The sequence below is a fragment of the Intrasporangium mesophilum genome (assembly GCF_054783095.1).
In genome coordinates this window covers 97288-110124 of the sequence record NZ_BAAGRF010000012.1, presented here as the reverse complement: position 1 = coordinate 110124, position 12837 = coordinate 97288, and the positions used below count along the sequence as shown (strand labels likewise).

Genomic DNA, 12837 nt, shown 5'->3' with positions numbered 1-12837 from the left:
ACGGCCATTGTCTCAGGCGCCACGGGTGGGATCGGGACGCCGGTGGACCTACGCTCCAACCATGGAGGAAGCGGCACCGCCTCCGACCCCGAACCGCGGGTGGTGGAGCGTCCGCACGGTCCTGCTCCTTGCGGCCGGTGCGATGGTCGCGCTCGTGATGACCGTGGTCGCCCTCTCCCTGGGCTCCGACACCGACGTGCTGGGCGCCCGTGCACCAGGTGCCTCCACACCCGGCGCCTCCACACCCGGCGCCTCCGGCGGTGTCGCCTGCCAGGCGCCGCCCGACCCGCAGGAGTCCCCGACCCATTTCGCCTCCGCGCCCGACTCGTCGGTGGCCCAGGACGGCGAGTGGGACGTCACCCTCCATACGACCTGCGGCGACATCGGGCTGCTCCTCGACGGGCATGCGGCCCCGAAGAGCGTCGCGTCCTTCGTCACGCTCGCGCGAGCCGGGTACTGGCACGACAGCGTCTGCCATCGGCTGACGACGAAGCAGGCACCGACCGCGTTCCTGCAGTGTGGTGACCCGACGGGGCGCAGCAGAGCCGACCCCGGCTACGACCTGCCGGTCGAGAACACCCCTACCGACCGCCACTATGCGCTCGGCACGGTGGGCGTGGCCCGCGGCGACGGCTTCCCGAGCACGTCCGGAGAGTTCTTCATGGTGCACCAGGACTTCACTCTCGAGCCAGACCATGTCGCCTACTCGGTCATCGGACGGGTCGTGTCCGGACAGGACGTCGTCGAGCACATCGCGCACGAGGGCGGCGAGGACACGAGACCGGACGGGCCGCCGTTCGTGTCGATCAGCATCATCGACGTGGACGTCGCCCGCCACAGCTGACGCTCGAGCCCCCGAGACAGCGGACTCGATGTGATCCCGCGCCGTATGTCACGCGGGATCACATCGAATCGGGGTGTGCGACGACGAAGTCAGCCGTCGAGCCTCGCCAGCCGCTCCTCGAGAAAGCGCCCCTCCTCGTCGAAGTCGAAGGTGAAGCCCGAGGCGAAGGCCTTCTGTGTCCACGAGCCCGCGGGGTGGTCGAGGTCCGGTCGGCTGAAGACGGAGGTCAGAGAGTGTCCGCGGACCGCCGAGATGAGGTACTCGTTCCTGGCCGTGTACGTGTCCGGCCCGAGCGAGATGACCTGTTTCGGCGTCGGGCAGAACGCGAGCGAGAACAGGCCGCTGCCGGCAAACCCGCCCACGACGTCCGCCGCGCGGAACATGGCGACCTGCTCGCCGAGCGAGTGGTCTTCAGGGTGGATCACCGCGAACCCGTGAGCCGCAAAGAGCTCCTCGACCGCCCGGGTGTTGTGGCAGGCCCGCTTGAGCGTCGGCCGCCTGGAGGCGAAGATCCTCCGAGGCCGCTCCTCCTCAGGGCCGGCAGTTCTGACGACATGATCGCCGACACGGTCCCAGATCGATGCCATCCGAGGGTGCACGAACCTCGGCAGCGAGTACATCCCTGTTGCGGTGTACAGCCGTTCGGGCCGGCACGGGTTGGTGAAGACGTGGATGTCGTCCGGCTCGATGCCGAACGCGCCCAGGATCTCGATCTCGAACGGGGCGAGCACCATCGGGTCCCGGTCGTGGGTCAGCGTCGTGAGGATCTTGACGTCCGGCTCGATCTCCCTGACCCGGTCCAACGCCCACAGCCGGCTGAGCTGTTCCGTGAGCAGGTGCCCGAAGTGGCCGGGCCACTCGGAGTCGAGGTGGAACCAGGCGCCCGGCAGCTCGTCCGGCTTGCTGATGTCCCGTCGCACCAGGCCGAAGCGCGGGGCCTTCTCGACGACGTAGACATTGGCCAGCCGGTCCATCCAGCCCTGCCGGAACGTCTCGGGGAACAGCAGGTCGCCCTTCGTGACGATCTGGCCACGCGAGCACACAGGGGCGTCGTACCGCCTCAGTGTCATGGGCGGCGTCGGGAAGACCGTCTGGACGTAGGGGTCCCGCGGTCGATTGAAGTCGTAGGCGATCTCAGAGGCCCAGGTGACCCCGGGCAGCACCTCGAGGCGCTCGCCCAGCCCGGGGCGCGCCGCGAGGACCGGATCGACTTCTTCCTCACGCAGCTTCGGCGCGACTCGGAGGCCGTTCACGACTCGGAGGACCTTCGAGTGCACGTGCACCTCGGCCAGGCAGCTGCCCAGACCTTCGATGTCCCGATACCCGGGGCCGACGTCGAGATGGTCGTGGAAGTCGCGGGTGCGGGCTGCCTGCGCGGCGCTGACCAGGCCCCACAGGTCCCCGTCGTACGGCGGCTCCGGTGGAAGGTTCTCGTTGGGCAGCGCCTCGTCGTAGGCCAGGCGCGCGTCGCGCGGGAACTCCGGGCTGCGGGCCTCGACGCCGGCAGGCTTACCCGGCTCGGCGACCTCCGTCGGTGCGGCGGTCGGCGTCGCGCCGGTCGGCGTCGCGGCGGTCGGCGTCGCGGGAGCCGGTGGCGTGTCGCCGGCCGGTGGCGTCGGGGGCGTCCGGGGTGGCGGGGCAGGGTGCGGCACGAGCCTGCGCGCCACGAAGGACCCACCCTTGCGCAGGTGCATGAAGACCCGCTCGAACAGCAGCGCCTGTTCGTTGCCGGTCGTGTCGGACGCGTCGATGATGGCATCGAGCGGTCCCTGGATCGTGAGCCGGACGTGGGCGTCCGACGCATCGTCGGTCACGTGGACGCGCGTCACCCGCAGGTCGGGCCAGCGCTCCGTCAGGATCGCGGCCCACGGATCAACGTCGGCACCACCGACGACGGCGACCTTGCCCTCGACCTGTTGCCCGACTGCCTCGACGACGACCTCCATCGCACCCAGGTGCGGGCGCACGTCCTGCCAGTCCTGCTCCTGGGCGAGCCGCACGAGCTCCTGCGCGGGCGTGAGCACAGGCGGCGGGGCTGCCGGCGGCGCGGGCTGGGCCGGCTGGCCCGGCTGGGTCTGCTGGCCCGGGCCACCGGTGGGCGCTGCGGTGGTAGGCGCGGCGGCGGCGACGTTCGCACGGTCGCCCGTGGTTCCGGCTGCCGCTGGGACCGCGCGACCGGTGGGGACGGCGCCGGACGGCATACCGCCTCCGGTGGCCCTCTCAGACGGTGTTGCCGACGCCGCCTCGGCCGGGCTGTCCCCGGCAGGCGTGGTCTGTCGAACGGGCTGTCCCGGCGTCTTCACCGGCTCTTTCCCTCGGCCGCGGCCGAGCCTGCGCATCCATCGCACGGGGCATATCCAAGCACGCCCGCCCGGGGGCACTGCATCATCAGGATGAATGCGCCCTGGGTATGCCGCTGGGCGTCAGCCCGAGTGGGTGGTGACGCCGTAGCGGGCACGCGAGGCGAGCGCCCACCGTGCGGCCGGTACCGACACGAGGGCGATGACGACCATGAAGACCGCGAGGATGAGCCAGCCGGTCTCGCCGAGGTCGACGCACAGGAAGGTGACGATGGGCGGGCCGACGACGGCCAGGACGCTGAACCCGAGGCCGGCGAAGCCTTGGTACTGCCCCTGCCGCTCGTGCGGAGCCAGTCCCATCTGCAGGCCCCACTGGCCACCCGAGCCGATCATCTCGCCGACGACATGGACGAGCGAGCCGGCCACGAGCGCTGCGATCGCGAGCCACATGCTGCCGCGGTCTGCCACCGCGACGATCGCGAACCCGGCGGCGATCCACCACGCTCCCCGCACGAGCGCCTTCGCACCGGCCCGGACCGAGTCGGCTCGGCGGGACAGGCGGACCTGGAAGAGCGCCACGGCGGTTGTGTTGACGATGAGCAGGACGGCGACCATGACGGTGGGCGCCTGGGTGTGCGCCGAGATGTAGAGCGCCAGGCCGAGCTCCATGACGAAGAAGTGCAGCGAGAACAGCCCCGTGATGACCGTGATCACGACGTAGGGCCAGTCGCGCAGCACGGCGATCCGAGGCTCCCCCGCCGTGCGCTCGTGCGGCTCGATGTGCGGCAGGCGCCTGGTGTTCCAGGCGGCGAAGCCGGTGAACGCGGCGTTGAGGAAGAACACCGAGACGTACGCCCAAGGCTGGTCGATGACGAGTGCGGCGCCCCCGAACACCGAGCCCAGGCCGAGCGCCGTGTTCGTGACGGCCCGCAGGTAGGCCTTGAAGAGGACGCCGCGGCCTCCGGTTGCGAGCTGGGCGACCAAACCCTGGTTGACGGCACCGGCGCCGCGTTCGAACAGGGCCAAGATCCCGAGGAGCACGGCCAGACCCCACGGGCTCCTGGCGAAGACCGGGGGCGCGCTGAACAGTGCGGCGCCGGTCATGAAGAACGTCAGCGTCTCTCGCGGACCCCTGGTGTCGCCGAGGTGGCCTGCAGGGACCTGCACGACGATGCCGACGACCGCGGCGACGGACATGGCCAGAGCCACCTGGGTCGCGGTGAACCCGACCTGGCGGGTGAAGTAGAGAGCACTGGTCGTCAGGACGGCTCCGGCGCCGAATCGGTTGGCGAACGACCCCAGGGCAAGCACGCGGAGCACAGGGTCGATCGGGATTCCCTTGCGGGTCAACGGTTCGGTCGCGGTCGTCGTCACGTGCGCTTCGCTCCTTCAGGATCAAAAGTCTCTTGATATCAAGATATCTGATGGTCACCGCAGCGATGCAAACCGTTATCCAGAGGTCACGTAGGGTCGAGGTGTGTACGTCCCCAACTGGATCGATCTCGACGGCGTCGTCAACATGCGTGACCTCGGCGGGATAGTGACAGCCGGTGGCGACATCGTGCAGCCCCACCGGATGCTCCGATCCGACAACCTCCAGGACCTCACGCCGGCCGCTGTGCGCACACTCGTGCGTGACATCGGCCTGCGCGACGTCGTCGACCTTCGCACCCACGTCGAGGTAGCCAAGGAGGGCGACGGCCCGCTCGTGGCCGTGCCCGGGATCCATCACCACCACCTCACGCTCTACCGCGAGGACACCTCCGAGAGCGGCATCCCCGCGGCCGAGCGCGCCCTCCCTTGGGAGACCGACGAGCGACGGGCCCGGGAGCGGGCCGAGCAGTCCGGAGAGGACGAGGCGCACCGGCGCAGCCATGACGAGTTCTGGTCGGAGCACTACCTGTCCTACCTCGCCACCCGGCCGGACTCGGTCGTCGCCGCGCTGCACGCCATCGCCTCCAGCGACGGGGCGGTCGTCGTGCACTGCGCCGCGGGGAAGGACCGCACCGGCACCGTCGTCGGCCTCGCGCTCAAGGTCGTGGGCGTCCCGGACGACCTCGTCATCGCCGACTATGCCGCATCGGCCGACCGCGTCGAGGCGATCATGGCGCGCCTGCGCGCCAAGCCCGCCTATGCGGACAACCTCAAGGACAAGACCGTGGCCCAGCAGTCACCGACGACCGACACCATGCGGATGCTGCTCGCGACGCTCGACGAGCGCTACGGCGGCGTCGGCGGATGGCTCGACGAGCAAGGCTGGTCGGCAGCCGACACCGACACCCTGCGCCACAAGCTGCTCGCCTGAGGCTGCTGCGCCGCTACTTCTTCTGCTTGTCGCCGCTGCCGCCGTCGTTCGAGAGGGCAGCGATGAAGGCTTCCTGGGGCACCTCGACCCGGCCGACCATCTTCATCCGCTTCTTGCCTTCCTTCTGCTTCTCGAGCAGCTTGCGCTTACGGCTGATGTCACCGCCGTAGCACTTGGCCAGCACGTCCTTGCGCATGGCGCGGATGTTCTCGCGGGCGATGATCCGCGACCCGATCGCGGCCTGGATCGGCACCTCGAACTGCTGCCGCGGGATGAGCTCCTTGAGCTTTCCGGCCATCATCACGCCGTAGCTGTACGCCTTGTCCTTGTGGACGATCGCGCTGAACGCGTCGACCGACTCACCCTGGAGCAGGATCTGCACCTTGACGAGATCGGCGATCTGCTCGCCGTCGGGCTCGTAGTCGAGCGACGCATAGCCGCGGGTGCGCGACTTCAGCTGGTCGAAGAAGTCGAAGACGATCTCCGCGAGCGGCAGCGTGTAGCGCATCTCGACGCGGTCCTCGGAGAGGTAGTCCATGCCGCGCAGCTGCCCCCGCTTGGTCTGGCAGAGCTCCATGATCGCTCCGACGAACTCCGACGGCGCGAGGATGGTCCCGCGGACGACCGGCTCGGACACCTCGCGGATCTTGCCGTCGGGAAACTCGCTCGGGTTGGTCACATGGATCTGCGCGCCGTCGTCCATCGTCACGTCGTACACGACGTTGGGCTGCGTCGAGATGAGGTCGAGCCCGAACTCCCGCTCGAGCCGCTCGCGGACGATCTCGAGGTGCAGCAGCCCGAGGAACCCACAGCGGAAGCCGAAGCCGAGCGCTGCAGAGGTCTCCGGCTCGTACACGAGCGCCGCGTCGTTGAGCTTGAGCTTGTCGAGCGCGTCGCGCAGGTCGGGGTAGTCCGAGCCGTCGATCGGATAAAGGCCTGCGAAGACCATCGGCTTCGGGTCGCGGTACCCACCGAGCGACTGGGCCGCCGGCCGGCCGGCGTTGGAGACGGTGTCGCCGACTCGCGACTGACGGACGTCCTTGACACCGGTGATGAGATAGCCGACCTCGCCGACCCCGAGGCCCTTGCTGGGCACCGGCTCCGGGCTGATGACGCCGATCTCGAGGAGCTCGTGCGTGGCCTTGGTCGACATCATGACGATGCGCTCGCGCGGGTTGAGGTTGCCGTCGACGACCCGGACGTAGGTCACCACGCCCCGGTAGGTGTCGTAGACCGAGTCGAAGATCATCGCCCGGGCGGGGGCCGCCGGGTCGCCGACCGGGTGAGGGAGCTGGGCGACGATCTGGTCGAGCAGCTCCTCGACGCCCGCTCCGGTCTTGCCCGAAACCCGGAGACAGTCCTCCGGCTCGCCGCCGATCAGCTTGGCGAGCTCCTCGGCATACTTCTCCGGCTGCGCAGCGGGAAGGTCGATCTTGTTCAGCACGGGGATGATCGTGAGGTCGTTCTCCATCGCGAGGTAGAGGTTCGCCAGCGTCTGCGCCTCGATGCCCTGGGCCGCGTCGACGAGCAGCACCGCACCCTCGCACGCCGCCAGAGACCTGGACACCTCATAGCTGAAGTCGACGTGCCCCGGGGTGTCGATCATGTTCAGCGCGTAGACCTGGCCGTCGACCTCCCACGGCATGCGCACGGCCTGGCTCTTGATGGTGATGCCGCGCTCGCGCTCGATGTCCATCCGGTCGAGGTACTGCGCCCGCATCGCCCGCGAGTCCACGACACCGGTCAGCTGGAGCATCCGGTCGGCGAGCGTCGACTTGCCGTGGTCGATGTGCGCGATGATGCAGAAGTTGCGGATCAGGTCCGGCGGCGTTGCGTTGGGAGCCAACGCGGAGCGGGCCATGGGCGACACGTGGGACGAACCTCGCAAGGGATTGGTGTGGGAAGCGAATCGTGGGCGACCGCGGTCGGGCGACCACCGCCGCGACAGGACAGTCTCCCATGACTTGGACCTGCGACGCTCATGCGCTCCGCACGCCCGCCGCCCCGGAACGCCCGGGCGTGCCGCAGAATGTCGCCCATGCGACCCCAGCCCATGCAGGCCCTGCCCGTGCCACCCGGGTCCCACGTACCGATGCGCCGGCTCGTGCGGCATCCGCAGGAGATCCTGGCGCTCGTCGTCGCGATCCTGGCCTCGGGGCTGCTGCTGTTCGCCTCGTTCGGAGAGGTGATATCGGCCATCGACGAGGAGCGAACGCCTGACATCTACGCCCTGGCGCTGATCTTCGCGCCACTGCTCATCTGGTTCGCCCGCGGCCAGCTGTGGGCACAACAGCGCCTCAACGGCGTCAAGCTGACTCCGGATCAGTTCCCCGAGGCGTACGCGATGCTCGTCGACGCTGCCGCCCGGTCCGGGCTCTCGTTCGTGCCGGACGCCTATGTCGTGCTCGGCAACGGAGCCATCAACGCAGGCGCCTCCGGCCACGGCTTCAGGCGGTTCGTCGTCATCTACAGCGACCTCTTCGAGGTCGGTGGCGCAGCCCGGGAGCCGGACGCCCTGAGGTTCGTCATCGCGCACGAGGTCGGACATATCGCAGCCGGGCACACGAGCTACTGGCGGATCCTCGGCATCGCGGCCGCGGACTGGATCCCCTTCATCGGCTCGACGCTGAGCCGCGCCCAGGAGTACACGGCCGACAACTACGGCCACCTGCTCGTGCCTCAGGGGGCACGCTCGGCGATGGCGACCCTGGCCGGTGGCAAGTACCTCAACCGGTCGGTCGACGTCGACGCGATGGCTGACCGGGCCGTGACCGAGCCCGGGTTCTTCGTGTGGGTCACCAACGCCATGAGCTCCCACCCGGTGCTCGCCTGGCGCATGCACGCGCTGCGCGACCGAAGGCGCCCAGGTCGGCTGTTGTGGCGCCCGAGTGACGTGTGGATGTGGCGCCTGCCGGAGGCACCGGGGACCCACGACCTTCCACCGATGATCGGCTTCACCCCCACCCCCGTGCCGCCGCAGGTCGGGGTGGGTGCGTCACCGGCACTCACCTCCGCTGGGATGGCAGCCGTGGCGCCGGGGGCATCGGCCGCAGTCCGGCCTGCAGTCGCGCCCGCGGGGATGAGTGCGGTGCCCGAACCGGGAGCGATGTCGAACACCGACCTGCCCGATCGACGTGATGTCGGGATGCTGGGAGAGCCCCAGTAGCGACAGGAGACGCACGATGGACACCCTGATCACGCGCAGCGACGGACGCCTCGACGGTGACGAGTGGACGGAGAACTACGAGGCGCTGCCCGGCGGGGCCGGTATCAGCATCATCCTCGAGTCGACCACGCGGGAGGGTGCCGGGCCCCGCCTCCACAAGCACCCCTATGCCGAGACGTTCATCATCCGGCGCGGGTCGGCGACCTTCACGGTCGGCGCCGGGGACGAGGCGAGGGAGATCGTCGGCCGCGCCGGCCAGATCCTCGTCGTGCCTGCGGAGACGCCGCACCGCTTCCGGACCGGCCCCGGCGGCTACGAGGCCGTCCACATCCACGCGAACGAGCGCTTCGTCACCGACTGGCTCGAGTGACGCGCGGCCCTCCCAGGCGGCCTCAGGCGGCCTCAGGCGGAGGTTGCGCGGTCGACGAGGGCGGGCTGAGCGGCGCGGGCAGGCGTGGCTCCGCCGCGCCCGGCGGGAGCACGCCGGGCCCGCCGCTCGAGCGAGACGGAGGTGAGCGCGACCCCCACGCCGAGCACAGCCAGCACCGCGCCGACCATGCTCGGCGCGCCGTAGCCCCATCCGGCGGCCAGCACGATCGAGCCGAGCCAGGCCCCGAGGGCGTTGGCGGTGTTCAGCGTCGAGTGGTTCAGCGCCGCGGCGAGGGACTGCCCCTCGTGGGCCACATCCATCAGCCGGGTCTGCAGGAGCGGCACGACGATCGAGGGAAGCAGGCCCAGCAGGAAGACGAGGAGCACGGCAAGCCACAGCACGTGCGCGGCGACGCCGAAGACCCCGAGGAGCACGGCGATGGTGGACAGCGACACGATGATCCCCCGCAGCACGCCGAAGCGCGCCCCGACCCGGCCGCTCAGCACCATGCCGGTCACCATGCCGACGCCGTATGCCGCCAGCACCCAGGGGATGTAGGTCTCGTCCAGACCGGCGAGCTCGGTCATCGTCGGCGTGATGAAGGAGTACATCGCGAACATCCCGCCGAATCCGACGACACCGACGAGGAGGGCCAGCCAGACCTGGGGCCGGCGAAGCGCCGTCATCTCCGAGCCCATCGACTCCTCCCCGCTCGGAGGCTGGTGAGGCAGGAAGAGACCGATGGCGAGGACCGTGAACGCCGCCACCAGCCCAACCGCGAAGTACGGGGCGTGCCACGAAAGCCGTTGCCCGGCAAGGGTGGCCAGCGGCACTCCGACGATGTTCGCGACCCCGAGACCACCCAGGATCATCGCGACCGCTGCCGTCCGGCGCTCGTGTGGCACGAGCGAGGCAGCGACGACGGACCCGATACCGAAGAACGCGCCGTGCGGCAGCCCGGCGAGGAAGCGCGCCGCGAGCACAGTCGGGTAGCTGTCGGCCAGCACGATCGCGAGGTGAGCGACGGCGAAGAACGCCATCAGGGTCATGAGCAGGCCCTTGCGGGGCACCCTGGCCGCGAAGAGCGCGATCAGTGGTGCTCCGACGACGACCCCGAGGGCGTAGGCAGACACGTAGTGACCCGACGTCGGGATGTCGACGCCGGTGCCCGCCGCGATCTGTGGCAAGAGCCCCATCGTCACGAACTCCGTCGTGCCGATGGCGAACCCGCCGACGGCGAGCGCGAGGATCGCAAGGGTGGTACGGCGCGTGGCTGTGCTCAAGATCGGGACTCCGTGGTCAGGCGTTCGGCTGGTTGGCGGATCGCCGTCGACCCGGGGTTGATGCCCCTCATCGTAACGAGAGGCTCGCTACGGTGATTCCCATGTCCACTGCCTTCGACCGCCTCATCGGCGGACTGCGCACGCTGTGGCGCGGCTCCCCTGCCGCGCCGCGTCGCGCCCCAGCCCCCTCGCCCGGCACCGTCCCCGCGCCGGCCGGCCAGCCGGCATACCCGGGCGACGCCACGCGCGTACCGGACACGACGTACTCGCCTCGGCCCGACGGTCGGCCCGACCCCGGTGAGATCGTGTGGACGTGGGTGCCTTACGAGGAGGACCACACCCAGGGCAAGGACCGGCCCGTCCTCATCATCGGCCGCGAAGGCAGCTGGCTCATCGCCTTGCCGCTGACGAGCAAGGATCATGACCGCGACCAGCGGCAGGAGCACCGGGCCGGGCGTGACTGGGTCGACATCGGCTCTGGACCCTGGGACCGGCGAGGACGCCCTAGCGAGGTGCGGGTCAACCGGCTGGTCCGCGTCGACCCGCAGTCGGTGCGCCGCGAAGGCGCGGTGCTGCCCCGCAACCGGTACGACGACGTCATCGCCGGGGTGCGGTCGAACCCGCGCCGCTGACCCGAGCCGACCCGGCAGAGCTGAGCCGAGCTGAGCCGAGCAGAGCTGAGTCAGCCCAGCACCGGCGAGCGAGTATGCCGCGCCGCGGCGTCTCACACCGGCGGTTGCGCACCGGATGCAGAACGGGCCCGTCACCACGAGGTGACGGGCCCGAACGAGCGGAAGGCGAGCGTCAGAGCGCTGCGGCCTTCTTCGCCATCGCCGACTTACGGTTGGCGGCCTGGTTCTGGTGGATGACGCCCTTGCTGACAGCCTTGTCGAGCTTCCTCGAGGCGACCTTCAGCGCGTCGCTGGCGGCGTCCTTGTCACCGGAGGCGGCAGCCTCACGGAACTTGCGGACCCAGGTGCGAAGCTCGCTCTTGACGGCCTTGTTGCGCTCGGTGCGCTTCTCGTTCGTCTTGATGCGCTTGAGCTGCGACTTGATGTTTGCCACGTTTGATGATTCTTTCGTTTGGTCGGATGGTTGCCGTTAGAGGGCGGCAAAGCAGCTCGGGACCGGGCGTGGGGCACCCTTGCGTGAGCCGCTTCGGTGGTGCATGCATGCGCGCACGACCTGAGCGCGCACGCAAGGCACAAAGTTACCAGCGCGCAGGCATGCCGACCAAACTCAGTGCGTGCCCCGGGTCGAGGTCACTGTGAGGATGGCCCGCTCCACGGCATAGACGGGGTCACGGCCGCCGCCTTTGACCTCGAAGTCGGCCGCGGCGACCGCCTGCACCGCCACGGCCAGGCCCTCGGCGCTCCAGTGGTTGACCGCGCGGCGGGCCTTGTCGACCTGCCAGGGTGCCATGCCGAGGTTCTTCGCGACCTGCGCCGAGCTTCCCCGGCCGGCCGCGCCCACGCGCACCAGCTGGCGCAGCTGGGAGGCGAGGACGGCGACGATCGGGACCGGGTCGACCCCGCTGGCGATCGCGTGGCGCAGGAGCCGCAGCGCCTCGCCCGACTGCCCCGCGACGGTCGCGTCGGCGACCCGGAAGCCGGTCGCCTCGACCTTGCCGCCGTAGTAGGTGTCGACGACGGCATCGTCGACAGCGCCCTCGGTGTCCGAGACGAGCTGGGCACATGCGGCGGCCAGCTCGCGCACGTCCTTGCCCACTGCCTCGACGAGCGCACGGACCCCGTCGCCGGTGATCTTGCGGCGCGCCGCCGAGAACTCCTTCATGACGAAGTCGCTCTTGTCGCGGTCGGACTTGACGGCGGGACAGTCCACGACTCTCGCACCCGACTGTCTCATCGTGTCGAGCACCTTCTTGCCGCGCGCTCCGCCGCCATGCGTCACGACGAGACGGACATCCGGGTCGGGCGCGCCGAGCAGGCGGAGCAGGTCGAGCTGCAGATCGTCGGGTGCCTCGTGCAGGTCTCGCACGACAAGGCACTTCGCGCCGCCGAAGAGCGACGGGCTCGCGTGCACCTGGATGGTGCCCGCCTCGTAGGTCACGGGGTCGATGCGGATCACCTCGCCGCCCCCCGCCCGCGTCGGCTCGACCGCTGCGGCAACGGCCCGCTCGACGAGAACCTCCTCGGGACCGGTCACGAGCACGAGGGTCGCTGCTTCGGGCATGGCCCAAGCCTGCCACGGCACCCCGACACCGCGGCGCCGGCGTTGCCTGGACCGGGCGCAGCGGAGGAAGGCAACGCCTGAGTGGCGCCGCGGCACGCGCCGAGCGAAGCGAGGCGCCAAGAGCATGGCCGCGGCGCCGGCGTTGCCTGGACGCAGCGCAGCGAGTGAGGAACGAGCGAGCGGAGCGGAGGAAGGCAACGCCTACATGGCGCCGCGGCACGCGCCGAGCGAAGCGAGGCGCCAAGAGCATGGCCGCGGCGCCGGCGTTGCCTGGACGCAGCGCAGCGAGCTGGGTCCCACGCTCTGCGTGGGAGGAACGAGCGAGCGGAGCGGAGGAAGGCAACGCCCACGAGGCGCCGAGGCACGCGGCGCAGCG

General features: G+C 70.1%; 11 protein-coding genes. 5 read left to right on the top strand and 6 right to left on the bottom strand.

All coding sequences use genetic code 11. The features are described from left to right. Positions 1 to 61 precede the first annotated feature (61 nt). On the top strand, positions 62 to 844 hold the full coding sequence (locus ACYVLP_RS11205) for a peptidylprolyl isomerase (RefSeq protein WP_460627426.1): 783 nt from the start codon (positions 62 to 64) through the stop codon (positions 842 to 844). A gap of 89 nt (positions 845 to 933) precedes the next feature. On the opposite strand, the gene ACYVLP_RS11200 is transcribed toward ACYVLP_RS11205, so the two are convergent. Continuing rightward, complete coding sequence (locus ACYVLP_RS11200) at positions 934 to 3045, bottom strand: glycosyltransferase family 61 protein (protein ID WP_460627425.1); 2112 nt, start codon at positions 3043 to 3045, stop codon at positions 934 to 936. Between the two features lie 222 nt (positions 3046 to 3267). Continuing rightward, positions 3268 to 4518, bottom strand: a complete 1251-nt coding sequence (locus ACYVLP_RS11195) for an MFS transporter (protein ID WP_460627424.1) — start codon at positions 4516 to 4518, stop codon at positions 3268 to 3270. Between the two features lie 103 nt (positions 4519 to 4621). Here ACYVLP_RS11195 and ACYVLP_RS11190 point away from each other — a divergent pair, with 103 nt between their 5' ends. After that, entirely contained in the window at positions 4622 to 5449 is an 828-nt protein-coding gene (locus ACYVLP_RS11190) for a tyrosine-protein phosphatase (RefSeq protein WP_460627423.1), read from the top strand. A gap of 13 nt (positions 5450 to 5462) precedes the next feature. Here the strand turns inward: ACYVLP_RS11190 and lepA are convergent, their stop codons facing one another. Further along, positions 5463 to 7310, bottom strand: a complete 1848-nt coding sequence (lepA, locus tag ACYVLP_RS11185; protein ID WP_460627422.1) for a translation elongation factor 4 — start codon at positions 7308 to 7310, stop codon at positions 5463 to 5465. A gap of 177 nt (positions 7311 to 7487) precedes the next feature. Between lepA and ACYVLP_RS11180 the strand changes: the two genes are divergently transcribed. Continuing rightward, on the top strand, positions 7488 to 8615 hold the full coding sequence (locus ACYVLP_RS11180; RefSeq protein WP_460627421.1) for a M48 family metallopeptidase: 1128 nt from the start codon (positions 7488 to 7490) through the stop codon (positions 8613 to 8615). A gap of 16 nt (positions 8616 to 8631) precedes the next feature. Continuing rightward, positions 8632 to 8985: a cupin domain-containing protein gene (locus ACYVLP_RS11175; protein WP_460627420.1), complete on the top strand. Its 354-nt coding sequence runs from the start codon at positions 8632 to 8634 to the stop codon at positions 8983 to 8985. Between the two features lie 32 nt (positions 8986 to 9017). Here ACYVLP_RS11175 and ACYVLP_RS11170 read toward each other — a convergent pair whose 3' ends face one another. Then, on the bottom strand, positions 9018 to 10268 hold the full coding sequence (locus ACYVLP_RS11170; protein ID WP_460627419.1) for an MFS transporter: 1251 nt from the start codon (positions 10266 to 10268) through the stop codon (positions 9018 to 9020). 101 nt (positions 10269 to 10369) lie between these two features. Between ACYVLP_RS11170 and ACYVLP_RS11165 the strand changes: the two genes are divergently transcribed. Next, the gene (locus ACYVLP_RS11165) at positions 10370 to 10900 is read left to right on the top strand and encodes a type II toxin-antitoxin system PemK/MazF family toxin (RefSeq protein WP_460627418.1); all 531 of its coding nucleotides are present in this window, start codon (positions 10370 to 10372) and stop codon (positions 10898 to 10900) included. Positions 10901 to 11072: 172 nt separating this feature from the next. Here ACYVLP_RS11165 and rpsT read toward each other — a convergent pair whose 3' ends face one another. Next, entirely contained in the window at positions 11073 to 11333 is a 261-nt protein-coding gene (rpsT, locus tag ACYVLP_RS11160) for a 30S ribosomal protein S20 (RefSeq protein ID WP_460627417.1), read from the bottom strand. Positions 11334 to 11507: 174 nt separating this feature from the next. Continuing rightward, entirely contained in the window at positions 11508 to 12461 is a 954-nt protein-coding gene (gene holA, locus ACYVLP_RS11155) for a DNA polymerase III subunit delta (RefSeq protein ID WP_460627416.1), read from the bottom strand. Positions 12462 to 12837 lie beyond the last annotated feature (376 nt).

Excerpts from the sequence above, each read along its gene's own strand:
- ACYVLP_RS11205 (WP_460627426.1), top strand. The coding sequence starts at position 62 with ATGGAGGAAGCGGCACCGCCTCCGACCCCGAACCGCGGGTGGTGGAGC.
- ACYVLP_RS11200 (WP_460627425.1), bottom strand. The coding sequence starts at position 3,045 with ATGCCGTCCGGCGCCGTCCCCACCGGTCGCGCGGTCCCAGCGGCAGCC.
- lepA (WP_460627422.1), bottom strand. The coding sequence starts at position 7,310 with ATGGCCCGCTCCGCGTTGGCTCCCAACGCAACGCCGCCGGACCTGATC.
- ACYVLP_RS11180 (WP_460627421.1), top strand. The coding sequence starts at position 7,488 with ATGCGACCCCAGCCCATGCAGGCCCTGCCCGTGCCACCCGGGTCCCAC.
- ACYVLP_RS11175 (WP_460627420.1), top strand. The coding sequence starts at position 8,632 with ATGGACACCCTGATCACGCGCAGCGACGGACGCCTCGACGGTGACGAG.
- ACYVLP_RS11165 (WP_460627418.1), top strand. The coding sequence starts at position 10,370 with ATGTCCACTGCCTTCGACCGCCTCATCGGCGGACTGCGCACGCTGTGG.
- holA (WP_460627416.1), bottom strand. The coding sequence starts at position 12,461 with ATGCCCGAAGCAGCGACCCTCGTGCTCGTGACCGGTCCCGAGGAGGTT.